At 63.9% G+C, this 23,395-nt stretch carries 20 protein-coding genes; 7 read left to right on the forward strand and 13 right to left on the reverse strand.

Features of this window, described 5'->3' with window-relative positions:
• Nucleotides 1-53 precede the first annotated feature (53 nt).
• The 4 genes from ATY02_RS16880 to ATY02_RS16895 form a co-directional block, all read right to left on the reverse strand.
• Nucleotides 54-440 carry an AprI/Inh family metalloprotease inhibitor gene (locus ATY02_RS16880; RefSeq protein WP_068588617.1) on the reverse strand — a complete coding sequence of 129 codons (387 nt, stop codon included), beginning with the start codon at nt 438-440 and terminating at the stop codon, nt 54-56.
• A 94-nt stretch (nt 441-534) separates the two neighbouring features.
• A complete protein-coding gene (locus ATY02_RS16885; RefSeq protein ID WP_068588614.1) occupies nt 535-1,986 on the reverse strand; it encodes a serralysin family metalloprotease in 1,452 nt (483 codons plus the stop codon).
• A gap of 300 nt (nt 1,987-2,286) precedes the next feature.
• Nucleotides 2,287-3,387: a P1 family peptidase gene (locus tag ATY02_RS16890; RefSeq protein ID WP_068583453.1), complete on the reverse strand. Its 1,101-nt coding sequence runs from the start codon at nt 3,385-3,387 to the stop codon at nt 2,287-2,289.
• A gap of 9 nt (nt 3,388-3,396) precedes the next feature.
• Nucleotides 3,397-4,761 carry an APC family permease gene (locus tag ATY02_RS16895; protein ID WP_068583450.1) on the reverse strand — a complete coding sequence of 455 codons (1,365 nt, stop codon included), beginning with the start codon at nt 4,759-4,761 and terminating at the stop codon, nt 3,397-3,399.
• 206 nt (nt 4,762-4,967) lie between these two features.
• Here ATY02_RS16895 and ATY02_RS16900 point away from each other — a divergent pair, with 206 nt between their 5' ends.
• A complete protein-coding gene (locus ATY02_RS16900; protein ID WP_068583445.1) occupies nt 4,968-5,771 on the forward strand; it encodes a helix-turn-helix transcriptional regulator in 804 nt (267 codons plus the stop codon).
• Nucleotides 5,772-5,959: 188 nt separating this feature from the next.
• Here ATY02_RS16900 and feaR read toward each other — a convergent pair whose 3' ends face one another.
• The 4 genes from feaR to ATY02_RS16920 form a co-directional block, all read right to left on the reverse strand.
• Complete coding sequence (feaR, locus tag ATY02_RS16905; RefSeq protein WP_068583442.1) at nt 5,960-6,895, reverse strand: transcriptional regulator FeaR; 936 nt, start codon at nt 6,893-6,895, stop codon at nt 5,960-5,962.
• 139 nt (nt 6,896-7,034) lie between these two features.
• Nucleotides 7,035-7,628 (reverse strand): DUF3156 family protein, encoded by a 594-nt coding sequence (locus ATY02_RS16910; RefSeq protein ID WP_068583439.1) that lies wholly within the window; start codon nt 7,626-7,628, stop codon nt 7,035-7,037.
• Nucleotides 7,594-9,114, reverse strand: coding sequence for an APC family permease (locus tag ATY02_RS16915; RefSeq protein WP_068583436.1), 1,521 nt, complete (start codon nt 9,112-9,114; stop codon nt 7,594-7,596). Before ATY02_RS16915 ends, ATY02_RS16910 begins: the two co-directional genes overlap by 35 nt.
• Before the next feature lie 129 nt (nt 9,115-9,243).
• Nucleotides 9,244-10,731, reverse strand: coding sequence for an aldehyde dehydrogenase family protein (locus ATY02_RS16920; RefSeq protein ID WP_068583431.1), 1,488 nt, complete (start codon nt 10,729-10,731; stop codon nt 9,244-9,246).
• Nucleotides 10,732-10,956: 225 nt separating this feature from the next.
• Between ATY02_RS16920 and ATY02_RS16925 the strand changes: the two genes are divergently transcribed.
• The 5 genes from ATY02_RS16925 (at nt 10,957) to ATY02_RS16945 (ending at nt 16,168) form a co-directional block, all read left to right on the forward strand.
• Entirely contained in the window at nt 10,957-12,291 is a 1,335-nt protein-coding gene (locus ATY02_RS16925) for an aspartate aminotransferase family protein (RefSeq protein ID WP_083235972.1), read from the forward strand.
• Between the two features lie 129 nt (nt 12,292-12,420).
• Entirely contained in the window at nt 12,421-13,086 is a 666-nt protein-coding gene (locus tag ATY02_RS16930; RefSeq protein ID WP_068583425.1) for a helix-turn-helix transcriptional regulator, read from the forward strand.
• Nucleotides 13,087-13,175: 89 nt separating this feature from the next.
• Complete coding sequence (locus tag ATY02_RS16935; protein WP_068583422.1) at nt 13,176-13,991, forward strand: molybdenum cofactor biosynthesis F family protein; 816 nt, start codon at nt 13,176-13,178, stop codon at nt 13,989-13,991.
• 36 nt (nt 13,992-14,027) lie between these two features.
• Complete coding sequence (locus tag ATY02_RS16940) at nt 14,028-15,410, forward strand: aspartate aminotransferase family protein (protein ID WP_068583419.1); 1,383 nt, start codon at nt 14,028-14,030, stop codon at nt 15,408-15,410.
• Nucleotides 15,407-16,168, forward strand: coding sequence for an SDR family oxidoreductase (locus ATY02_RS16945; protein WP_068583417.1), 762 nt, complete (start codon nt 15,407-15,409; stop codon nt 16,166-16,168). Before ATY02_RS16940 ends, ATY02_RS16945 begins: the two co-directional genes overlap by 4 nt.
• Before the next feature lie 170 nt (nt 16,169-16,338).
• On the opposite strand, the gene ATY02_RS16950 is transcribed toward ATY02_RS16945, so the two are convergent.
• Genes ATY02_RS16950 through ATY02_RS16965 form a run of 4 tightly spaced genes read right to left on the reverse strand, consistent with a single transcriptional unit; the run spans nt 16,339 to nt 20,146 of the window.
• Nucleotides 16,339-17,430 (reverse strand): polyamine ABC transporter substrate-binding protein, encoded by a 1,092-nt coding sequence (locus ATY02_RS16950; RefSeq protein WP_068583414.1) that lies wholly within the window; start codon nt 17,428-17,430, stop codon nt 16,339-16,341.
• 46 nt (nt 17,431-17,476) lie between these two features.
• Entirely contained in the window at nt 17,477-17,818 is a 342-nt protein-coding gene (locus tag ATY02_RS16955; RefSeq protein WP_022639895.1) for a cupin domain-containing protein, read from the reverse strand.
• A 55-nt stretch (nt 17,819-17,873) separates the two neighbouring features.
• Nucleotides 17,874-19,280, reverse strand: coding sequence for an NAD(P)/FAD-dependent oxidoreductase (locus ATY02_RS16960; protein ID WP_068583411.1), 1,407 nt, complete (start codon nt 19,278-19,280; stop codon nt 17,874-17,876).
• 50 nt (nt 19,281-19,330) lie between these two features.
• On the reverse strand, nt 19,331-20,146 hold the full coding sequence (locus tag ATY02_RS16965; RefSeq protein ID WP_068583408.1) for an AraC family transcriptional regulator: 816 nt from the start codon (nt 20,144-20,146) through the stop codon (nt 19,331-19,333).
• Nucleotides 20,147-20,420: 274 nt separating this feature from the next.
• On the opposite strand from ATY02_RS16965, the gene ATY02_RS16970 reads away from it, so the two are divergent.
• The gene (locus ATY02_RS16970; RefSeq protein WP_068583470.1) at nt 20,421-20,690 is read left to right on the forward strand and encodes a DUF1652 domain-containing protein; all 270 of its coding nucleotides are present in this window, start codon (nt 20,421-20,423) and stop codon (nt 20,688-20,690) included.
• Nucleotides 20,691-20,726: 36 nt separating this feature from the next.
• On the opposite strand, the gene ATY02_RS16975 is transcribed toward ATY02_RS16970, so the two are convergent.
• Nucleotides 20,727-23,192, reverse strand: a complete 2,466-nt coding sequence (locus ATY02_RS16975; protein ID WP_068583404.1) for a UvrD-helicase domain-containing protein — start codon at nt 23,190-23,192, stop codon at nt 20,727-20,729.
• Nucleotides 23,193-23,395: the final 203 nt, after the last annotated feature.

Here is a 23,395-nt window from a genome sequence, read left to right on the forward strand (position 1 = left end):
CAATCGAGAAACAATCTAGTGCCCATCCAATAGAGAACGAACAACCTCGACCGTTAATTAGCCGCACGCTGTAGAACTATCAGCTCGTCGGCCTTGAGGCGTGCTTCATACACCCCCTCTTGCTGGCGGCTGAAGAAAATCACTTTCGAACCTTCACGCCCGGTGATGGCGATGCCATCGGGCTCCGGGAACCAGCCGACAACGGCTTCCCCGACCCATTGCGACAGGCAGTCGGCGCCCGCCCCCAGGGCAGCGTTCTGCAGCAAGTCCAGGGTGCACGCGGTGCCCGGGCGGGCCTCCTGCTGCAGCTGCCAATGCCCAACCAGTTCCGAGGGGTCCGCCAAACGCAGGCTACTTGCCATGCTCATCGCTCCATAAAACATCATCAACGTCGCCGCCAGCCAGATGGCCGCCTTGCGACTCAGGGTGTGTGGGGTCATAAGGTACTCCGTCCGCCCGGTAGACTCGCCCAGTTGCCAGGGCCGATGCAAGAACACAGGGCGCCGCATCGGCAGCGCCCCGCGTCTACTTCACTCAGGCAACGATGTCGCTGACTGCTGCCTGGCCGATGGTGGTGACCAGGAAGTCCGCCACGCCGTGCCCGGAGAAGTCCACCGACAGGGTGCTGACACCACCGGAGGTGCTGAGGATCGCATCACCCGCCGCGCCGCTGAAGGCGTTGACGAAGTGCAGGCCCGCACCCTTGGTGATACCGGTCAGATCGATCTTGTCCTGGCCACTGACGAAATCCATGATCTGGTCGGCCGCACCCGGCTTGGAATCGGTGCTGGCACCGAACACGAAAGTGTCAGCGCCGGAACCGCCCCACAGTTTATCGGCACCGCCACCGCCGTAGATGATGTCGTTGCCGGCACCACCCTTGAGCTCGTTGGCGACGTTGTTACCGATCAACAGGTCGTTGCCCGAACCGCCGATGGCGTTCTCTACGGTCACCCCCTTGGCAATGGAAACGTTGCCGATCAGGCCACCAACATCGGAGAACGAAGTCTCATTGAGGTTGATCTTCTGATTCTGGGTGAAACCAGAGAAGTCCAGGGTGTCGTTGCCGCCACCGTCCCATACCGAGAACACCAGCTTGTCGGCCGACGAGGTCGCGCTGTAGAAGTCGCGTCCGGTGTTGGAGTTGAAGCCGTAGGTGGTGTCACCGGCACGGGTGGCGTAGTTGGCACCGTAGAGCTTCTGGATGGCAGCGATATCATCGATCAGCGGACCGGACGAATAGGCTTCGACCCCGCCCTTGCTGAAGTTCTGGCTGGTATTGCTTTCACTCCAGTAGCTCATGATGCTGTAGCCACGGGTGTCCTGCCCGTAGGTGGCATCCTTGTAGGTCGGGTTGCCATTCCCGGCGTTGTAGTCGCCAGGGTGGGCCAGGCCCAGGGTATGACCGATCTCATGGGTCAGGGTCTGACGGCCATAGTTGTTCAGGTCAGGGGTCTTGTTCGGGGTATAGCTGCTGTTGATCAGGTACCACGAAGTACCGTCATAACCCGCGCCAGTGCCCGGCAGATAGGCAAATGCCGCCGCGCCATCCTGGCCGCTGCTGTAGTTGCCGAAAGTCATGTGGCCGTCACCACCGGAAGCCTTCTCGGTGAAGACCACATTGGCCACGTCGGCCCAGGACTGCATGGACAGCACGGCCTGGGCTTTCTGTTGGGCGCTGAACTGGCTGAACCCGGCGATACCATGCTTGTTCATGGTGGCCTGGGTCGCCGAGGTCAGGAAGGTATAGGTCAGATCGATCTTGCCATTGCCGTTCAGGTCCTTGTAGGAAGCACCGTCACGCAGGATCTGCGTAGCTGCCTGGTCGACCGAGAACGAAGGTTTGCCATTGACCGTGAGATTGCCGCCACGATCATACTGGTGGCTGAAGCTATTGATCTGGTTATACGCCGAACTTGCTGCGGCCAGAGGCACCAGTTGTTGTTCAGCTGCATCAATAGCGTCATTCACTTTTACTTTCGACATAAACACACTTCCTTGTAATCAATGGAACAGTTTTTGTCAGATAGCGACAATCCCTGGCGAGATCGTCCTATCACTCGCCTTAAGCAGGCGCAAGGAAACTGACACAATTCGAAATCAAACGTCCACTACTTTTTTGACGTCAATTTCCACTGTTCCACGAAACTCCCGAAAACAATGACTGCCCAGTCGAAATATTCCTTTTCCAACTGATTGGCGGCAGCCATTGTCCGACAATCTACAATTTAATTATTAAATATCCTCATATGAAGTTATGCCAACTACGTCCCACTTTTCCGCCTCTTACTTCATGCTCCAACCCGTCGCTTGCAGGGCATCCTTGAGTATCTGCGCCGTCAGTGCCGGAACTTGCACACCGTCGGCACTGGTCATCGGCTCGCCGGCCAGCAGGGCATTGATGATCGCCTCCTCCACGGCCTCGGCAGCAGCACTGAACAGCGGAGAGATCTGATCGTTGTTGAGCATCGTCACCGGCGTCGTCCGCCCTGATTCCTCGAGCGTGTAGTCGGCAGTGGGCAAGTCCCGGTTTCCTGTGGCAAAGGCCAGGAAGATGTCGCCGCTGGCATCCTCGGTGCCACCGCCGGTGCGGGCGATGCCGATGGATGCGCGCTGGGCCAGGCGTTGGCACTGGTGCGGCAACAGCGGTGCATCGGTGGCCAGGATCACGATGATCGAACCCATGCCCGGGGTGCCACGCTCAGCGAAGGGCGAGACGATCTCGCGCAGGTGGCGTCCCACGGGATAACCATCGACCCGCAACTCCACGCGCTTGCCATGGTTGGCCTGGACCAGCGCCCCGACGGTATAGCCGCCCTGCTCCGCCGGCAGCCGTCGGGACGCGGTACCGATGCCACCCTTGAACTCGTGGCAGATCATTCCAGTGCCCCCGCCAACCGCCCCTTCGGCGACCGGTCCGGATTCGGCCCTGGACATTGCCTCACGCACTTGCGCGGGCCCCACGTGCTGGCCCCAGATATCGTTCAACAGGCCATCGAAGGTCTCCATCACCACCGGCATGCACCAGTACACCGAAGGATCGGCCAGCGCCTCGCGCTCCAGGGCAATCAGCGTATCGCGCACCACACCCACGCTATGGGTATTGGTAATGGCGATCGGCGTGGTCAGGGTTCCAGCCTCGCGAATCCACTCCAGGCCCGTGGCATCGCCATTGCCATTGAGCACATGGCAACCGGCGAAACACGGCTGCAGACGAGCATGCTCGGCCCGGGGCTCGATCAACGTCACACCAGTGCGCACCTGCTTGCCGCCGATGCTGGTTTTCAGCGTGCTGTGGCCGACCCGGATACCGGCAACATCGGTAATCGCATTGAGCGGGCCGGGAGTTCCCAGGCCCAGACTGATACCCACTTCACGTGCTCGCATAACCACTCCTTACAATTTCTGGAACGCCGGGCTGTACCGGCCATTGGTGCAATAGAGGATCACCGACAGTGCCAGCAAGCCGATGATTACCATGATGTCCCGCAGGGACGCGTCGAGAAACAGATTGACCAGCAGGTACCCGGCACCGACCACCGCCAGCAGCGCCGGCATCGGCCACAGCGGCATGCGATAGGGATGCTCGCGATCGCGCAGCAGGACCCGGCTCATCAGCGCGCTCAGAGCCACCACCAGGTACACCAGCATGATCAGCAGCACGCTGAAGGACGTCAGGTCCGCCAGGTTCGAGCTGAAACTGAGCAGCGCCGAAGGAACCGCCAGGAACAAGGTGGCCAGCCAGGGCGAATCCCAGCGCGGGTGGATACGGGTGAACAGACGATTGATGCCCGGTGTCCACAGGGCATCGCGGCCGCTGCTGAAGACGACCCGGCCGATCTGGATCACGATGGCGACGATGGCATTGAACACCGAGAGGAAGATCCCGGCGCTGACCACCCGGGCCAGGGTTTCGTTGCCATGGCTGGTGAGCAGGTAGCCGATCGGGTCGGGGCTGGCGAGCATCTCGCTCAAAGAGGGTGCGCCGATAAGCAGCGCCGTGAGCGGCACCAGCTCGATGATCACCACCAGTACCAGGGACCAGAGCACCGCCTTGTGCACCCCGCGGCCCCCGCACTTCATGTCTTCGGCCAGCAACACCGCCGGGCCGTAGCCGTTATAGGCAAACAGGCCGATGCCCACCGCCCCGATCACCAGGGCCCAGGGCGCCGCTTGCAGCACGCCATGATCGAGGATCTGCGGTTGCAACAGGATACTCACCGGCTGCGTAGCGTTGCCGAACCCCAGCCAGACGATCACCAGCAACGCCGCTACCTCCAGCAACAGGCAGGTCCCGGTGATCCAGGCATTGAGCTTGATATTGAGGATGCCCAGCAGGTAGCTGCAGGTGACGATCGCCAGGGCCACGGTCTGGGAATCGTACTGAGTGCCCAGGGCGTTGTTCAGGTAGGTAGCGGCACCCGTGGCCAGGACCGGCGGGATGAACAGCAGCATCACCAGCACCGTCAGGAAGGTGGCATAGCCGGCCAGGCCGCCGAACACCCGCTTGGCATACACGTATTCGCCGCCGGCACTGTTGTGGGCCCGGCCCAGCTCGGCATAACAGAAGGCGAACATCAGCGCCAGCAGGCCCGCCATGACGAAGGCCAGGAACACGCCGCTGCCGGCCTGATGGATGGCAAAGGGGGCGATCACGAACACGGAACTGGCAGGAGTCACTGCAGACACGGTGATAGCCACCACGTCGAACACGCTCAAGGTGGGTTTCAATACGCCGTCAGGCGTAGAGGGAGAGCTCATATCGTTATCCTCGTGCTTATTGTTGGTCTGAGGCAGGAACGAGATTCATCGGGCGGGTGCGCTCTGGGTCGCACTTGACGCCTGCCACTCTAGTCAGTGGCTCGCTGGCGAGAAATTCCCCTATTGGAGTACTCCCCCTTGACGGCATCGGGTAAATCGACGAAACCGTGATCACGCATTTTCAGCACATCGGTGGAGCGCAACCTTTGAGTAACCTGTTCAGGGAAGTCGGCCTGCATAGCAGCCTGGGACGAGCCCTCACGCTGATTGGCCAACCGCGATTCTGGAAGCAGCTGGTCCTGCTGCTGCATCAGGCCACGCCGTTCGACAACGCCCTGGTGATGCTCTACCCCCACGAAGGCCTGCCACAGGTTCTCGAGGAGTACGATGCCCAGCCCAACAGCAAGCCCGCCCCGATGGTTACCTACCTGAGTGGCATGTACCTGCTGGACCCGTTTTTCCAGGCCTGCCGCGAGGGCTACCCCAGCGGCCTGTATCGCCTGGAAGAAGTGACACCGGACCACTTCCGCCAGAGCGAGTACTTCCTCAGCTATTTCCACGACAACGTGCTGGAGGACGAAGTGCAGTTCATCCTGCAACTGCCTGAAACCGGCACCCTGTCCTTGTCCCTGGGTAGCCAGCGCCTGTTCGGCAACGATGAAGTCGGCCTGCTCACCACCTTCGCCGCCTGGGTGCTACCGCTCATGCAGCAGCACTGGCAGCACACCCAGGCCAAGTCCCAGGTGCCAGCCGCCGTCGAGATGGCCAGCCAGGTGCGCGATGCCCTGAGCCAGTTCGGTCATGCCGTGCTATCGGAGCGGGAGCTGGAGATCGCCCGGCTGATCCTGCGCGGGTTCTCCTCCAAGGCCATGGCCGAGCGCCTGAAGATCTCCCCGGACACCGTCAAGGTCCACCGCAGGCATCTCTATGCCAAGCTGGACATCTCCAGCCAGCCGGAACTGTTCTCGTTGTTCATCCAGTCCCTGGGCCACGACCTGGAAAACCCCTGAGCCCGTCGGCCTTCAACGATCACACCACTGCGCCAACCTTGCGGCCGCTACGCGCCCGGGCGCAGCCTGCGGCAGCGGCTACACACAGCACTGGCCTGTAGCCGCTGCCGAGCTTGGGAGGCTGCGACAAGGCCCGCAGGGCCTTCTGGGAATCGCCTCGCCCCACCGACGCCAGCGGCTACACGCCCTCAGGCATTCAATGAACGCGCACGGAAATCCCGGGGCGACTGTTCGAAATGTTTCTTGAAGGTGCGGCTGAAATGCGCCGAATCGGTAAAGCCCCACTTGAAGGCGATATCGGTGATCGATTCGTTGCGCAGGTGCGGGTTGCTCAAATCCGCCGCACTGCGCTTGAGCCGTGAACGCTGGATGAAACGACAGACGCTGTCGCCCTGCTCCTCGAACAATCGGTACAACTGGCGCACCGAGATATTCAGTTGCCCGGCCAGGGACACCGGGGTCAGGCTCGGCTCGTTGAGCGATTGCTGGATCAATTGCCGCGCCTGCTCCCCAAGACATGGGCCATGCAGGCCCTCGTCGAGGCCGGCAAGGCCTGCGGTATGGCGCAAGGTCGGGCCGAGCAAGGCGATCAGCGCTTCCTGCAAGGCCTGCCCTTCCTGCTGCGCCGCGCAGCCGTGGAGGTCGCCGGCACAGATCTGCTCCACCAGCAGGCGCATCAACCGGCCACTGGCGCAGTTTTGCGACAGCTTGCCGAACTTGCGCTGCTGGGCCGGCAGGTGCCGGTAGACCTCCTCCCGGCACAAATGGAACGAGGCATGCTCGATCAGGCCATGGGGCACGATCTCGCAAGCACCAGCGGAATCGAGCAAGGCCATGTCGCCCGGGGCCAGCTCAACGCTCTCGCCGTCCTGGCTCAGGCGCGCATGGCCGCTGCGCTGGACGATCAGGAAGCAATGGCGATCGTCGTCATGGTCGGCCGTGGTGCTCTGCCGGGAGATCAGCCCGGCGTTGGTACGGATCTGCGCCACCTCCAGCCCGGCGTAGTCCTGCAATCCGACCTCGCCAATGAACAACGCCGGATTGCGCGCCGGACGGGCATCAAATCGACCACAGACGCCCTGCAGGGCGCCGACCCAGGAACTGAAACTATGCGAAGCAAGCACTGTGCACCTCCGAAAGCCGGTTCAGACCGCCATTGTTGTTATGGCAATATCATTAACATGTTATCTATTTACCAGGCAAGGCACCTGGCAACCTGGATAACCTGTCGCGGCTCAAGCAGAGGTTGTGCCAGTACGCGGTTCAGTAGCCTCCCAACAAGCGTTGCAGATGGCTGAAACTGCCCAGCAACGCCTCGCGCTGCTCGGTGTTCAAACGGATGTAGCGACGCATTCCCGGTAGCCGGTTGACCACCTCGCTGGCGCCGAAGTGCTCCAGCGTCACCTGCCAGCCCCGCTCGTCACGACACAGTTCCAGGCGCTTGAAATCCAGGGGCAGCAGCACCTCAAGCAGCTGCCGATCCCGACACAGGCGCTGGAGAAGAGGCGTCCAGTCGGCCGAATCGCCCACCTGCAACCGGGCGGCAACCCCCTGGCGCCGGATCGCCCCGGTATGGCGCAGGGTGATTCGGGCCTGCCCCGGGCCGGCACATGGCACCCGCATGGACCATTGGCAAGCCACGATATGCATCAGGAACTGGGCCTGGGGGCACTCCGTCACCTCGAAGGCCAGGCCGCGCTGCAGGCAACGGAAAGTCCCCCGTGCCATGCCCTGTCCATCGAACTCCAGCCCCGCAAGGTCACGCCGCAACTGATTGAGGGTCAGTCCCGGGCGGTAGCCCGAAGGTGGCCGGTGCCAGAACTCAAAGAGATTTTGTCGCCAGCTTGAAAGATTCATCGCCCATGCCCTCCCGGGTACCAGGGATCTCGTCTGGAACCATCCCCAACGCCTGCTCCAGCACCTCTTCCACCGGCACCGGGCGAAACGGATTGACCTTCTGCACCAGCAGGGTCCAGGCCAGGGCATAAATCGCCGTCAGGCCCAGCATGCTGCCGAACGGCAAGTAGATGTCCCTCGGGTTCATCCCCGGTGGAGTGATGAACCACATGCCCAGCAGGATGCCCACCGAAGAGAGGATCTGCGGCAGTGGGAACCAGGGCGACTTGTAGGGTCGCGGCAGGTCCGGCCGGCGAATGCGCAGCATCACCACCGACAGCGTGACCAACAGATACGCCGTGCTCCAGGCACAAACCGCCGCCAGCACCAGGTGCATGATGCTGTCGGTGCTGCCACCCAGCCACCAGGCGTGCAGGCAAGGAATCAGCACCGCCACGGCGATGCACAGCAACGGCGTCTTGAAGCGTGGGTGCAGGTAGGTGAATACCTTCGGCAAGGCGCCGTCCTGGGCCATGCCATAGAGGATGCGCGGCAACCCGGCCATCAGCGTATTGATAGTGGCGGCACCGGCGAACAGCAGGCCGATCCCCAGCCAGATACGCCCGAACGGGCCCATGATCTGCTCGGCGAAATGCGGGATGGCCATGGGTGTCTCCAGCAGGTGCACGCTGCCGTCCTCGCTCAGGGCGACGTTGGCCACCTGGCGCTTCATCGCCGCGCCATAGATGAACATGCACACCGCCACCCCCACCAACCCCAGAGCCATGGCCCGGGGAATGGTCCGCGAGGCCTTGCGTACGTCCGGGGTCAGGGGCGTGACGAACTCGCAGCCGACGAACATGAACATCGCCATGCCCACCAGGGACAGGATGGTGGGCAGGTCGGTGCCCACCGTGGAAGCACCGAACCAGCCATCGAGCTGCACCGCCGGGGCCTTGAGCACGCCCATTACGCCGAAGATGATCAGGGTGCTCCACATGCCGAAGGTCAGGATCACCTCGGCGCGGCTGAAGGCTGTGATCCCTACGGCGTTGAGCAGGCCAAAGAACAGCACCAGCCCCACCCCCACCAGCCAGGCGCTGCCGCTCTGCTCCAGCAGGGTATTGAGGGACTCGAAATTGACCAGGGCCATGACCCCGCTGAGGATGGTTTCCGCAGTGCCGGCGAACACATGGACGATCAGGTAGGCCGACAAGGTGCCGGTAATGGCGAAGAAACGCCCCAGGCCGCAGGCCAGGTAGTCATAGACCGAACCGTTGGTGGGCAACAGGCAGGCCGCCTCGGCGAAGGTGGTGGACTGCGCCAGCATCATCAGCAGGGCGATCACCATGGCCGCGGCGAAGGCCCCGCCGCCGATGCCGAAACCGGTGGTGGCGGTGAGGATCACCGGACTGGCCATGATCAGGCCCACGGCACTGGCCAGGGCCGTGGGAAAACCGACGACACCCTGGTGCAGGTGCCGGTTGAGTCTGTCGTTGAGCGACATGCTGGTAAACCTCGAAAGCAGGGATTGATGATTGTTGTTCTAGGCATTTCAAGGGCACGCGTGGCCGCCATGCTCGGCTGTCTGGCGCAGCCTGGAGTCGTCCCGCAGGGCTGGCCTGCGGGGTGTGGCTCAATAGGCGATGCACACCGACTTGTTCTCGGTGTAGGCCTCGATGGCCGCATGGCCCATTTCCCGACCGATGCCGGACTGCTTGTAGCCACCGAAGGGCATCGAGGGGTCGAGCATGTTGTGGGTGTTGACCCAGACGGTGCCGGCCTTGATCTGCGGGATCAGTCGCATGACCTGCCCCAGGTCGTTGGACCAGATGCTCGCGCCCAGGCCGTACTGGTTGTCGTTGGCCAGCGCCACCACCTCTTCCAGGGTGTCGAAAGGCATGGCGACCACCACCGGGCCGAAGATTTCCTCGCGCACCAGCTGCTGCCCGACCTGCACATCGGCCACCACCGTGGGCCTGACATAGAAGCCGCGCTCACCGAAGGCCACGCCCCCGCACAGCACCCGCGCGCCCTCCTCGACTCCGCGCTCGACCATCTGCAGCACCCGGCGCTGCTGCTTGGCCGAGATCAGCGGGTTGATCTGCGCCTGTTCGTCCAGGCCCGGGCCGATGCTCAGCGAGCCGGCAATGGCCACCAACCGGTCGAGCACCTGCTGATAGATGCCGCGCTGGATGTACAGCCGCGAACCAGCAGTACAAACCTGGCCCTGGTTGAAGAAGATCGCCGCACTGGCGCCAGCGGCAGCGGTGTCCGGATCGCAGTCATCGAGCACGATCACCGGCGATTTGCCACCCAGTTCCAGGGAAAATCGGGTCATGTTGTCCACCGCCGCATGACCGATCAGCTTGCCCACCTGGGTCGAACCGGTGAAGGCCAGCTTGTCGATGCCCGGATGGGCCGCCAAGGCCGCCCCGGCCCCGGCCCCAGTGCCGGTCACTACGTTGACCACCCCGGGGGCGATGCCCGCCTCCAGGCACAACTGGCCCAGGCGCAGCGCGGTGAGCGGGGTCTCGTCCGCCGGCTTGAGCACCACGGTGCAACCGCAGGCCAGGGCCGGGACGATCTTCCAGATAGCCATCAGCAGCGGGAAGTTCCACGGCACGATGGCCCCCACCACGCCCACCGGCTCTGGCACCGTGTAGGCCCGGTACTGCGCGCCGGGCACTGCGGCAATGGACACATCCAGGCTCTTGCCCTCGATCTTGGTCGCCCAACCGGCCATGTAGCGGGTGAACTCCGCCGCCGCGCCCACTTCCAGGGCCCGGGCCAGGTGGATCGACTGGCCGTTGTTGAGGGTTTCCAGTTGTGCCAGCTCCTCGCCATTGGCTTCCAGCACATCCGCCAGCTTGAGCAGCAGGCGCTCGCGGTCGGCCGGGCGCAGTGTCTTCCATTCTCCCTCGAAGGCCCGGCGTGCGGCCCCCACCGCCAGGTCGATGTCGGCCTGGGCGGCCATGGCCACTTCGGTCAATTGCTCGCCGGTGGCCGGGTTATGGACCGGCATCCGCGCCCCGGAGAGCGCCGGTCGGCTATGGCCGTCGATCAGCAGGCCGTGCTGGCTGTCTATGAATGCGGCGACACGTGGGTCGATGGCAACGCTCATCGTCAATCCTCTTGGTTGTACCTGTTGACCGAGACTCTGAGCCCAAAGCCGAGAGTCGTCTTGATCCTGGCTGCCGCAAAACTTGGCGCTGGCTGCCAAGCCCGACAGCCTCGACAAACCCTTGGCAGCCTGGATCAAATGCCCTGGCACACAGAGGCAAGCAACACGTCGGCCAATCGCGCCCTAATGGCCCCAAGCTGTTCGAGCCCTATCAGGAGATCCAACGTGAGCCAAGCAAGCCATTTCTGGCATCCCATGCTGCACCCCAACGAGATGAAGCAACGTGAGCCGATCCGCATCGTGCGCGGCGATGGCTGCTATGTGTACGACGACCAGGGCCGTCAACTGGTGGATGGCGTGGCCGGGTTGTGGAACGTCAACGTTGGCCATAACCGCAAGGAAGTGAAGGCGGCCATCACCGCCCAGCTCGATGAGCTGGAGTACTTCCAGCTGTTCGACGGGGTCAGCCATCCCCGGGCCGAGGAACTGTCGCGGGTCTTGATGAACCTGCTGGAGCCTGAAGACATGCGCCGCGTGGCCTTCAGCTCGGGCGGCTCGGACGCCATCGAAAGCGCCCTGAAGCTGGCTCGCCAGTACTGGAAGCTCGAGGGCCAGGCCGATCGCACCAAGTTCATTTCTCTGCGCCAGGGCTACCATGGCACCCACTTCGGTGGTGCTTCGGTCAACGGCAACACGGTGTTCCGGCGCAACTACGAGCCGCTGCTGCCCGGTTGCTATCACATCGACACCCCCTGGCTGTACCGCAACCCCTACAGCCAGGACCCGGAAGAACTGGGCAAGATCTGCGCCGACCTGCTGGAGCGGGAAATCCAGTTCCAGAGCCCGGACACCGTGGCGGCCTTCATCGCCGAGCCGATCCAGGGCGCGGGCGGGGTCATCGTGCCGCCGGCCAACTACTGGCCATTGATCCGCGAGGTTTGCGACAAGTACGGCGTGCTGCTGATCGCCGACGAAGTGGTCACCGGCTTCGGCCGCAGCGGCTCGATGTTCGGCAGCCGCCTGTGGGGGGTCAAGCCCGACATCATGTGCCTGGCCAAGGGCATCACCTCGGGCTACATCCCCCTGGGCGCCACTGTGGTCAACCGGCGGATCGAGGAAGCGTTCGAGAAGAACGGCAACTTCACCGGCGCCATCATGCACGGCTACACCTACGCCGGGCATCCGGTGGCCTGCGCCGCGGCCCTGGCCTGCCTGGACATCGTGGTCAAGGAAGACCTGCCGGCCAACGCTGCGAAGATGGGCGACTACCTGCTGGCCAAGCTGCAGCCGTTCGTCGAACGCTTCGACAGCGTTGGCGAAGTGCGTGGCCAGGGCCTGATGGTGGCCCTGGACCTGGTGGCCGACAAGAGCACCCGCGAGCCCATCGACCCCACCAGCGGCTACGCCAACCAGGTGGCGCAGATCGCCCGGGAGCACGGGGTCATGGTGCGCCCGGTGGGCACCAAGATCATTCTCTCGCCGCCGCTGGTGATCCAGCCGGCGCAGGTGGATGTCATCGTCGACGCCCTCGCCCAGGGCCTGAGCCAGGCCCGGCGCTGACCGGCCCACCGGTACTGCCCGCATTCGCAGCGGGCAGCGCCGGCACTCTCCAACGGCCGGCCGCCATCGCGCGGCCCGCTACCTGCGCCAGCCCCGAGCCCCTGCCCAGCGGGCAGCCAGGAGCCTTCCATGAACGCAGTCGCCATGCCCCATGAACTGGGCCAACGCTGCATCGCCGCCTTCACCCGGGTAGTGCCCGCCACCCTCTGCGCCTTCTACCGCATCGACCCACAACTGCAAGCACAAGACTTCGCGCTGTACCGCATGCCCGAGCAAATGCACCAGGCCTACTTACAACGCTATCGGCGCTACGACCCGCTGCAACCACAGCTGTGCGCGGCCGCCGGGCGCCCGGTGCTGTCGCTGCACATGGGCATGGCCCGCCAGGATCGTCACGACACCCTGGTGTACCAGGGCTTCCTGCAGCGCCACGGAGTGCTGGATGTGGTGGAGATCCTGGCCTGCGACAAACAGCGGCCCATCGCCGGGCTTTCGCTGCTGCGCGATGCCAGCCTGGGGCGCTTCAGCAACGATGAGCTGACCACCCTGCAAGCCTTGCAGGGGCTGCTGGAAATCGCCGCCCGGGCCCCGTGCCCCGAGGCCGACCCGCGCTTGGCCGGGCTGACGCCCCGCGAGCGGGAAATCGCCTGGCTGCTGCGCGACGGCGCGGACAACAAGACCATCGCCCGGCGCCTGGACCTGGGCCTGCCCACGGTCAAGACCCACCTGATCAACCTGTTCCGCAAGGTCGGCGCGGGCAACCGCACCGAACTGGTAAGCACGCTGTTCCTCTGAAACAGCCAGGACTCAACCATCCGGTTGATGGGCAGGCGCCGCACCAGGCCCGAACATGCAGCTCTACGACAACGAACAAGAGCCTTGCCATGAACCTGCAACCTGAATGGATCACCGTCGGCGCCCTGGCCGACGGGTTTGCCGGCGACAACCATATCCTCCCCGCCCTCGACGATTTGGCCGGACGCCACCTGACCCTGCACTTCGACAACGGCTGGCAGATCGAGCATCGCTTCGGCGCCACCACCCTGAGCTGGAACAACATCGGCGAAACCGCCAGCGAGGAACTGGCCTACCGCGCCACCTCCGTGCGCCCTGGCCTGTACCTGGTGGACTTTCTCAAGCAGGACCAGGGCGCCACCCATTCGGTGAGCCTGGTCCTGGACCTGGAGCGCCAGTGCTTCACCGCCGTCCTCGGGCAGATGCCCAGCCGTGAAGAATCCCGTACCGATCTGTTCAGCCGGGCCCTGGCCGGCGGCGAGCTGACCAGCGTCAAGGCGCAGTTCCTGCACGGCGCCATCGACCGCCCGTGCACTGCCGACACGCCACGGCACGTCCCCACCCAGGAACTGGTCGGCCTGCGCAACCAGTACGTCTACAGCGCCAGCGAGGCCTACGAACACGTCTACCTCAATGCCGATTTCTACAGCTGGCAGTGCCTCAAGGGCGTCGAGCAAGGGCTGGCGGACACCGACCGTTGCCACTACTACAAGGTCGCCGAGCAACTGTACCTGTTCGTCTGGCGGGAAAAGATCGTCCCGACCCTGGGCCTGGTGCTGATCGACCTCGCAGCCGGGCGCAGCGACGGCAAGATCTTCGGCTACCAGGGCGCGGACTTCGAAAGCTTCGCCAACTTCCCGGTGGGCGCCCTGGCCCGGGTGCTCAATCGCACCAGCCATTCCTGAGCCTTTGCCACCGCACACTTTTCACAGGACCTTGCCATGACCCTGGGACTCGACCTGCAACGCGTCGCCGACTGCTACCAGAGCGAACTACAACTGTTTGCCGAGCGCCATCCGCGCTCCGGCGCCTTCTACCGCCAGAACCTCGAGCACTGGCTCTACGGTGCCCCGCTGCACTGGATGCAGCAGTGGCCCGGCTCGTATCCGATCATGGTGGCCGATGCCCAGGGCGCGACCCTGACCGACTGCGACGGCCAGCAGTACGCCGACTTCGCCCTGGGCGATACCGGGGCCATGTTCGGCCACGCCCAACCGGTGGTGGCAGCAGCCATCGCCGAGCAAGCGCGGCATGGCTCGACCCTGATGCTGCCCACCGCCGACAGCCTGTGGGTCGGCCAGGAGCTGAGCCGGCGCTTCAAACTGCCCTATTGGCAGGTCACCACCTCGGCCACCGATGCCAATCGCTTCGTCTTGCGCCTGTGCCGGATGATCACCGGCCGGCAGAAAGTGCTGGTGTTCAACTGCAACTACCACGGCAGCGTCGACGAGTCCCAGGTGGAGTTCGATGCCAGCGGCCAGATGATTCCCCGCGAAGGCGTGCATGCCAACGGCCTGCATCACGAGGCCACCACCCGCCTGGTGGAGTTCAACGACCTGCCGGCCCTGGAGGCGGCCCTAGCCCATGGCGATGTGGCTGCGGTACTCACCGAACCCTTCATGACCAACGTCGGCATGGTGCCGCCGGCGCCGGGATTCCATGATGGCCTGCGGCAACTGACCCGGCGCTATGACGTGCCGCTGATCATCGACGAGACCCATACCCTGTCCTGCGGCCCTGGCGGCTATTGTGGCGAGCATGGCCTGGAACCAGACTTCTTCGTCCTCGGCAAGTGCATCGCCGGGGGCATTCCCACCGCGGTCTGGGGCGCCAGCCAAGCCATGGCCGAGCGGATCTGGCAGGTGCTGCCGCACTTTGCGCCGGGCCAGGCGATCAACCATTTCGGCTTTGGTGGCACCCTGGCCGGCAACGCCCTGCAGATGGCCGCCATGCGCGCCACCTTCAGCGAGGTGATGAACGAGGCCAACTACCAACGCATGTTCCAGCTGGCCGAACGCCTGCGGGCCGGGGTCGAGGCGATCATCCAGCGCCACCGCCTGCCCTGGCACGTGACCCGCATCGGCGCCCGGGTCGAGTACCTGTTCATGCCCCATGCCCCGCGCAACGGCGGCGAAGCCCACCATGCGCGGCACGGGCTGATCGAGGCCTACCTGCACCTGTACCTGCTCAATCGCGGGGTGCTGCTGACGCCGTTCCACAACATGGCCCTGCTGTGCCCCAGCGCCAGCGAGGAGCAGGTGGACCTGCACAACCGCCTGCTGGACCAGTGCCTGGCCCAGGTGCTGCCGGGAGCAAGTTCATGAGCGGCGAACAGGCAGGACGCATCGCCCTGGTCACCGGCTCCGGCCAGGGCATCGGCCGGGCCATCGCCCAGCTGTTCGCCGCCCAGGGCGCCAAGGTGATGCTGGCCACCCGCAGCGCTGCCTCCGGCGCCGAGACCCTGCGCCTGATCCGCGAGGCCGGCGGCTGCGCCGAGCTGCTGGCCATCGACCTGGGTACCCGGGCCGCCGCCGAGCAGGCCGTGGCCGCTACCGAACAGGCCTTCGGCGGCCTCGACCTGCTGCTGCACAACGCCGGGATCTTCCCCATGCAGCGGCTCGCCGAACTGGAGGACGCGACCCTGGACAGCACCCTGGCGGTCAATCTCAAGAGCTGCTTCTGGCTGGCCCGGGCCGCGCTGCCGGCGCTGCGCCGGGCCCAGGACCCGCGGATCGTCGTGACCTCCTCGGTCACCGGGCCGCGCACGGCGATACCAGGGCTGGCCCACTACGCGGCGTCCAAGGCCGGGGTCAACGGGTTCATCCGCGCTGCGGCGCTGGAGCTGGCGGAATACGGGATCACGGTCAATGGCGTCGAGCCGGGGTTGATCGCCACCCAGGCCACCGACAACCTGGGGGATGCCGGTGCCCTGGCCAGGCACATTCCGCTCAAGCGCCTGGGGGCGCCCCAGGACATCGCCTGGGCCATGGCCTTCCTGGCCTCCCGGCAGGCCGGCTACATCACCGGACAGACCCTGGTGGTGGATGGCGGCGCCGTGCTTCCAGAGAACACCCAGATCTAGCAAGACGTTGAAAACTACCTGCGTTGCCATCGCGGTGTTAAAAACAAGCGGGGGCGCCAGCCCGGTCAAATGCTCATTTAGCACGCGTAAACTGCGTTTTTTCGCCTGTTTTTGCCTTGCGCTGGCTGCCTCGCCTAGGTTTTCCAATGGCCTGTTAGCGGCTTGGGTTGTCAGTTGCCGCTGCGGATCTTGTTCCACAAACGGGTACGGAGCCGGTCGATATCCAGCGGCATGGCCTGCAAGGCGAACAGCTTGTCCATCATCGCCGGGCTCGGGTAGATCTTGGGGTCGTCCTTGATCGCCGGATCGACCCGGCTGTCGGCTTGCTGGTTGCCATTGGCGTAATGCACGTAGTTGCTGATATCGGCCATCACCTCTGGACGCAGCAGGTAGTCCATGTAGGCGTAGCCGGCCTTTTCATCCGGGGCATCCACCGGCATGGCCACCATGTCGAACCACAGCGGCGTGCCTTCCCGGGGAATCGAGTAACCGATCTGGATACCGTTGCCGGCCTCCTTGGCGCGGCTTTCGGCTTGCAGGATGTCACCGGAAAAGCCCACTGCCACGCAGATATTGCCGTTGGCCAGGTCGCTGGTGTACTTCGAGGAATGGAAATAGCTCACATAAGGCCGGACCTTCATCAGCAAGGCTTCGGCTTTTTTGTAGTCCGCCGGATTCTTGCTGTGGTGCGCCAACCCCAGGTAGTTCAGGGCTGCCGGTATCAGTTCCGGGCCGTTATCCAGGATCGCCACCCCGCACTTCTGCAACTTCTGCATGTACTCGGGCTTGAAGATCAGGTCCCAGGAATCCAATGGTGCATCGTCCCCGAGCACTGCCTTGACCTTGGCCACGTTGTAGCCGATGCCGGTGGAGCCCCACAGATAGGGGAAACCGTACTGGTTGCCCGGGTCATTGACTTCAAGGGCCTTGAGCAGCACCGGGTTGAGGTTCTGCCAGTTGGGTAATTGGGTCTTGTCGAGCTTCTTCAGGGCCCCGCCCTGGATCTGCCGGGCCATGAAGTGGTTGGAAGGAAAGACCACGTCGTAACCGGATTTTCCGGTCATCAACTTACCGTCCAGGGTTTCGTTGCTGTCATAGACGTCGTAGGTGAAACCGATCCCGGTTGCCTTCTGGAACTGGCGGTTGGTGTCCGGTGCAATGTAGTCGGACCAGTTGTAGATCTTCACCGTATCGGCGGCCTGGGCCAGGGCGGCGGCCAGGCACAACGGGCTCAGCAGCAAAGCGCGAGTCTTGCGGGTCATGGAGCGATACCTGTGGTTGGTTTTGTTATTGGCAGGCAATTGGCGATCAGAAGATCAGGACATAGGTCTTGCGCACGGTCTCGAGGATGTCCCAGGTCCCGGTGCTGTTGGCCGGCAACATCAAGGCATCGCCGGCCTGGATGTGCACGGTTGCGCCGTTGTCGGGGGTGAAGGTGCAGCGGCCCTGGATGAAGTGGCAGAACTCCTGGGCGACGATCTGTCGCCGCCAGCGTCCTGGCGTGCACTCCCAGATGCCGGTCTCGACCCCGTCGCTGCGCTCCACGGCGGTGACCGAGGTCACGGCCAACGGCTCGCCCAGGGGCACGGCGACCGGAGCCGATTGCTCGAGGATGGCCGTGGCGGTGTTCTTCAATTGCGTGATGCTCATGGTGCTACCTCAGGCGGAAGCGCCGAGCGCACAGCGCCCGGCAGGTGAAGCCGGGTCAGTGCATGAAGCCTTCCATGAACCCGGCGATCCGGCTGGCCATCCTGCGCCGCCAGGGAGCCGTGGCCGGATTGGCCAGGGTCTGGTCTTCGTGAACGAAGCTTTGAATGATCGCGTTGTAGCCCAGCCAGCGGCAGGGCTCGGGCTCCCAGGCCCGCAGTCGGTCCAGGCCGCCTTCGGGCAGGACCCAGGGCTGGCGTACCAACGGGCTGTCGCGCTGCAGAATCAGCTCGGCCAGGGTCCGGCCGCCCAGGTTGCTGGCCCCTACGCCCTCGCCACCGTAGCCGCCAGCCAGGGCGATGCCCTTGTGGCGGTCGCAGAGCATGTGCGGATGGAACTGGCGCGACATGCCCAGGTTGCCGCCCCAGGCATGGGTGATGCGCACGTTCTTGAGTTGTGGAAACAGCTCGCCGAACAGGTAGCGGCGCAGTTGCACTTCGTCCTGGCTCAGGTTGAAGTCGTGGCGCAGCTTGCCAGCGAACTGATAGCCACCCCGCGCGCCGAACACCAGGCGGTCGTCCAGGGTGCGCTGGCCGTAGGTGACCTGGCGACTGCCCTCGCTGAAGGCCTGGCCCTGGCTCAGGCCGATCTCGTCCCAGGTGGACTGGGGCAGCGGCTCGGTGGCCACCAGCAGGCTCTGCACCGGCAGTTGGTAGCGCCCCAGGGGGGCCAGGGTCACCGAATAGCCCTCCACCGCCGGCACTATCCAGCGGCTGCGCACCGCCGCCCGTGGAGTCTGCAGGCTGCCGGACTGCCAATGGGTCACCGGGCTGTTCTCGTAGAGCGCCACCCCCAGGCGCTCCACCGCCCGGGCCAGGCCGCGCACCAGCTTGGCCGGCTGGATGGTGGCGCAATGGGTAGCCTGGATCGCCCCATAGGCATTGGCCACGCGCAGTTGCCCAGCCAGTTGCTCGGGAGTCAGCCAACGGTAGTCGGCCTCGCCAAGGCCCTGGTCATGCAGATGCGCCAGGTACTGGCGCAGGCTGGCGTGCTGCTCCGGATAACGGGCCGCGCAATACAGCACGCCGCCCTTGCGGTAGTCGCAGTCGATGCCTTCACGTTCGATGACGTTGGCCACCTCATCGGGTATGCCATGCAGCAGTTCATAGGAGGCCCGGCGCTGTTCGGGCGGCAGCGGCGCCAGCAGGCGGTCCTCGCCCAGCAAGTTGCCCATCAGCCAGCCGCCATTGCGCCCGGAGGCACCGAAACCGGCGATCTGTGCCTCGAACACGGCGATCTTCAACCCAGGATCCAGGCGCTTGAGGTAATAGGCGGTCCACAGGCCGGTGTAGCCGGCGCCGATGATCGCCACGTCCAGGTCCAGGTCCCGTTCCAGGGCTGGCCGGGGGGTTAGCGGCTCGTCGAGCTGGTCCATCCACAAACTGATATTGCGCCACGCAGGCATGCCAACACTCCGCCAACCGAACTTTCGATGGCCGATCCTAGTGCCCGGCCTCAGGCGCTGTCTTGTGCCCGTGCACGCAAGGAAATTTTCCGGGCATAGGCCTTGGGGGTCTGGCCGGTGTGCTGGCGAAAACAGTTGTAGAACGCCGACAGTGAATTGAAGCCCGCGGCGAAGGCCAGCTCATCGACCCGCACCGGCGGCACGGCCTGTTCCAGGGCCGCCAGCACATGTTGCAGGCGCGCCTGGTTCACATAGCGGTAGAAGCTTTGGCCCAGCACCTGGTTGAGCAGGTAGGAAATCTGGTTGCGGCTGTAGCCGGATTCAGCGGCCACCCGTTGCAGGTCCAGCTCCGGGTCCAGATAGGACTGCTGGTGCTGGAAGTATTGCTCCAGGTCGTTGGCCATGCGCCCCAGCTGGCGCGGCGACAACCCCAGGCGACTGGTTGCCGGACGCGGGCCGCCGGTAGCCTGGGCCGAAGCCCCTTCGCGCACCAGGGCCGCATATTCGTTGACCCGCCAGATCAGGCCGTCACGCACGGTGATCGCTTCGCTGGCCCGGAACGACACCAGCCCCTGGCTGCCCCTCAGGGTCACCTGGTACTGGATGAAGGCCGTGTCGCCATCCAGGCGGATGCGATCGCAATGCTCCAGGGTCTCGTCCGGGGCCCGCGGCATGCTGGCCTGCACGTATTCGCGCAGGTCAGCCAGGGCCAGCGTGCGATTCTGGAAGAAATCGTTGTATTGGATCTGCGGGTGATACAGCGCCATCACCCCTTCCAGATCGCGCAGCTTCCAGCACAGGTGGTAGCGCATCACCGTGTCGCCGGTGATTTCGGTTTGCAGGGGCCCGTCGTCAGCGCCAGCCATAGATTTCCCGAAAAGAAAAAGTGCAGCTTGCCGAACTTGCCGACAGGCGGCAATCACCACCCTGATAACCGGGACAAGCCGCGCGCTCGGTCATCCAATGCCTGCAGGGCTGGCATCAAACTTTCATGAACGAACCGCCGGACGGTGGCCAAAAAAACTGCAAGCGGCCATGACCCGGTGCTATTTTTAGAACCTCAACCGAGCGGCTCAGCGACGAGCCCTCGTTCCTACCGCGAGCACAAGGAAGCGCTCAATGAATCAAGGTGGGCCATCGATGAACACAGCCTGGGCCAGCAAAGTCACCTTCCCCAACGCCTGCCAGCTGATGCGCTGGCATTTTCATCCCATGGGTTTCGAAGCCAGCATGGATGCGCCTGGCAGCATGATCGCCCGGCTCTTCGACCGCGCCAGCGGCGAAACCATGATCGCCATCGCCGGCATTCCCTGCGCAACGGTAATGAGCGCCGCGGATGTCGAACGAATAATCGAGGCGGTGGAGGATGAGCTGGAGGCCTTCTCGCCCTCCCTGGTCCTCAAGGCCTGACCCCTTCACCCAGGCCCGCCCAACCGGCGGGCTTTTTCATGGCCGTTGCCGCAGGTCCTGGAAATACGGCTTGTCCTTCGGCACCCGGTCCGACGCCCTCGGAGCATTGCCCGCACTGGAGTCCTGGCGCTCGACATACCAGTAGCAGTGCTTGACCGCCCGAGTGATGCCCACATAGGCCAGGCGCAGGATCTCGTCTTTCTGGGCGCTGTCGTAGGGCGTGGCATCGCCGTCCTTGCCCAGCCCGGCCATGCGATACACCTGGTTCTTGTAAGGGGAGCTACTCAGGTGCTGGCAATCGCCCAGCAGGAATACCACGTCGGCCTGCAAGCCCTTGGCGCTGTGAAAGGTCAACTGCTTGAGCCGCCTGGCCGCTGGCGGCAAGCTAGAATCAACATTAACTATTTGTGAAATTTCGTTTTCAATCAATAACTTATCACTTGTTTTTCGAAACAACATCAAGATTGAATCGCCCTGTCGATAGTGCTCCGTCAAACGCTGGGCCAAGCCCTCGTCGTCCCGATCCAGCACTTGCACCGGCCATGGCTCGCGGGCCTCGCCGCTGGCCTTGGCTTTCTTACCGGCAATCGTCGGGGCCGAGCGGACGATGTGCTCCGCCGCATCAATGACGTACTGGTGGCTGCGGTAGTTCTCGCTGAGCATCACCCGGGTGACGCCCGGGGATGGAAACTCCTTGTTGAACTCGATGAAGTAGCGCGGCGAGCTACCCCGCCAGCCATAGATCGACTGCCAGTCGTCCCCCACGCACAACAACGAGGAATGCTGCGCACCACGCCCGACATGCAGCGTCGCGCCACGACGGCGGATCTCGCCGAGGCTGGCCTTGATCCAGGAGACGATCTGCGGCGAAACATCCTGGAACTCGTCGATCATCAGGTGCGACATCGGCCTCAGGCAGGCGTCGGCCAGCAGTTTGAAGTTCTCCGGCGAACGCTCGCTGAACAGGGCGAACATGCGGTTGTAGGTCATGATCGGTGGCGACTGGTCCAGCAGATGGTCTTCCAGGGCGCGCCAGAACAGGCTCAGGGCCTCGAAGAAGTACCGGTCCGGGTCATCCTGGGCAAAACTCATGCGGCCCACGGCGTCGCCCACATCCAGCCCCAGGTTCTCGATGAACCCGGCAGCGGCGACGAAACAATCCAGCAGCGGTGCCGAAGCCAGCTCGCCCTTGGCCCGGTAATCGAAGCCAGGGCCGGCACTGGCCTGGGCCGAAAAAGCGCCAAGGGCGCGTTTTGAGTCTTCATAACTATCAAGCCAAATCAATGGCTTACGACAGAAAGCTTGAAACAGGGTGCGTTTTACCGCCCACTCCGCACGGACACTCAGTTTGGCTCCGGGGCGGGTGATCTGCGAGTTTTCCCGCGGGTCGAAGCCCAGCACCACCCAGGCATCGAGTTCGGCGCAGTAACCATGGCAGTGGAACGATGCGCCGTTGATCTCGAAGCGTTGACGCTTGGGTTCGATGCCCTTGATCGGCCAGGCTCCGGCCCTGAACCACAAGTCCTCCACTGCGTCGCACAGTTCCTCGTCGCGCTTGGCCGCCAGCTCGGTGACGGCCATGCGCTTTTGCACATCCGGGTGATCACGCTCCAGCTCCTTGAGCTGCAGGGCATGGCGCAACAGCGGTTTCAAGGCCAGGCGAAAGCGCTCGTCGCTGTTATACAGCCCCTGATAGCAGGCGTTGAGGTGCTTGCGCTGGGCATCGTTGATACGCAGGTCGAAGGGGTTGCTGTCCACCTCGGCGTCGAGGCCCGGCTGCCGCTCGTTGAGGTTCTCGAAGGCCTGCAGCCGTTCGAACCCCGGCAGGCTGCGGACCATGGGCAGGATCCGTGAATGGAAGGTGCGCACCAGGTCCCGGGCCTGCCGGGCATCCAGTTGCCGGCCCCACAGGGCGAACACCTGTATCAGCTTGGCGATGAAATCCTTGCGCGACTCCCGGGTGAAGGTCACCACGGTCATGGAGTCCAGCTCGAACCCCAGGTAGTGATGGAGCAACAGCAGGCGCAGCACCAGCGAGGTCGACTTGCCGGCCCCGGCCCCCGCGATCACCGCGGTGGCTGGAGTATCGCTGAAGATCATTTTCCATTGCGCGGCACTGGGCTGGGCCTCGGGCGCCAGCAAGCGCGCGACATCGGCCTTGAAGCGCTTCTTCAGCTCGGCCCCCAGGGGCAGGCGCCAATCGTCGAACAGGCGGTCGTCCACGCCCGGGGGTCTGTGCTCGGTATTGCGGCTGTCGCGAATCAGCAAGACCTGCCGGCCTTCCTCCAAGCCCTCCAAGCGTCCTTCCCGGTAACCGTACTCCACCCCTGCCGTATGGCCACTGCGAAAGCCATCCGCCTGGCCATGCAGCCAGGACGCCCGATGCTGGGCCCGCAGGCGACTCAGGCCATGACCGAAGAAACGCGCTGCCAGGCGCTTGAGCAACGGCATCTGCGCCAGTGGCATGAGTTCGGGAGGTAGATCGGGGGTGTGTTGCGACACGCGGACTCCAGGGTGTGAGGCTTGAGCGGTTATGGTCGCCGGATTTTCTCGCAGCATCCAGTCAATTGCTTGCAAGTCATCAACTTAAGCGATGAACCGGAGATTCGGCATCCTCTTCGTCAGCTTAAAAAACATCTACTTTATCGATTGGATTACGGTATTTTTTGCGCTTTTTATCGATCAATGACTGATAGATGATGCTC

Origin of the sequence: Pseudomonas sp. BIOMIG1BAC (genome assembly GCF_001705995.2) — a bacterium.
GTDB classification, from domain to species: domain Bacteria; phylum Pseudomonadota; class Gammaproteobacteria; order Pseudomonadales; family Pseudomonadaceae; genus Aquipseudomonas; species Aquipseudomonas sessilinigenes.

Excerpts from the sequence above, each read along its gene's own strand:
- ATY02_RS16880 (WP_068588617.1), bottom strand. The coding sequence starts at position 440 with ATGACCCCACACACCCTGAGTCGCAAGGCGGCCATCTGGCTGGCGGCG.
- ATY02_RS16885 (WP_068588614.1), bottom strand. The coding sequence starts at position 1,986 with ATGTCGAAAGTAAAAGTGAATGACGCTATTGATGCAGCTGAACAACAA.
- ATY02_RS16890 (WP_068583453.1), bottom strand. The coding sequence starts at position 3,387 with ATGCGAGCACGTGAAGTGGGTATCAGTCTGGGCCTGGGAACTCCCGGC.
- ATY02_RS16895 (WP_068583450.1), bottom strand. The coding sequence starts at position 4,761 with ATGAGCTCTCCCTCTACGCCTGACGGCGTATTGAAACCCACCTTGAGC.
- ATY02_RS16910 (WP_068583439.1), bottom strand. The coding sequence starts at position 7,628 with ATGAATCTTTCAAGCTGGCGACAAAATCTCTTTGAGTTCTGGCACCGG.
- ATY02_RS16915 (WP_068583436.1), bottom strand. The coding sequence starts at position 9,114 with ATGTCGCTCAACGACAGACTCAACCGGCACCTGCACCAGGGTGTCGTC.
- ATY02_RS16920 (WP_068583431.1), bottom strand. The coding sequence starts at position 10,731 with ATGAGCGTTGCCATCGACCCACGTGTCGCCGCATTCATAGACAGCCAG.
- ATY02_RS16930 (WP_068583425.1), top strand. The coding sequence starts at position 12,421 with ATGAACGCAGTCGCCATGCCCCATGAACTGGGCCAACGCTGCATCGCC.
- ATY02_RS16935 (WP_068583422.1), top strand. The coding sequence starts at position 13,176 with ATGAACCTGCAACCTGAATGGATCACCGTCGGCGCCCTGGCCGACGGG.
- ATY02_RS16940 (WP_068583419.1), top strand. The coding sequence starts at position 14,028 with ATGACCCTGGGACTCGACCTGCAACGCGTCGCCGACTGCTACCAGAGC.
- ATY02_RS16945 (WP_068583417.1), top strand. The coding sequence starts at position 15,407 with ATGAGCGGCGAACAGGCAGGACGCATCGCCCTGGTCACCGGCTCCGGC.
- ATY02_RS16950 (WP_068583414.1), bottom strand. The coding sequence starts at position 17,430 with ATGACCCGCAAGACTCGCGCTTTGCTGCTGAGCCCGTTGTGCCTGGCC.
- ATY02_RS16955 (WP_022639895.1), bottom strand. The coding sequence starts at position 17,818 with ATGAGCATCACGCAATTGAAGAACACCGCCACGGCCATCCTCGAGCAA.
- ATY02_RS16960 (WP_068583411.1), bottom strand. The coding sequence starts at position 19,280 with ATGCCTGCGTGGCGCAATATCAGTTTGTGGATGGACCAGCTCGACGAG.
- ATY02_RS16965 (WP_068583408.1), bottom strand. The coding sequence starts at position 20,146 with ATGGCTGGCGCTGACGACGGGCCCCTGCAAACCGAAATCACCGGCGAC.
- ATY02_RS16970 (WP_068583470.1), top strand. The coding sequence starts at position 20,421 with ATGAACACAGCCTGGGCCAGCAAAGTCACCTTCCCCAACGCCTGCCAG.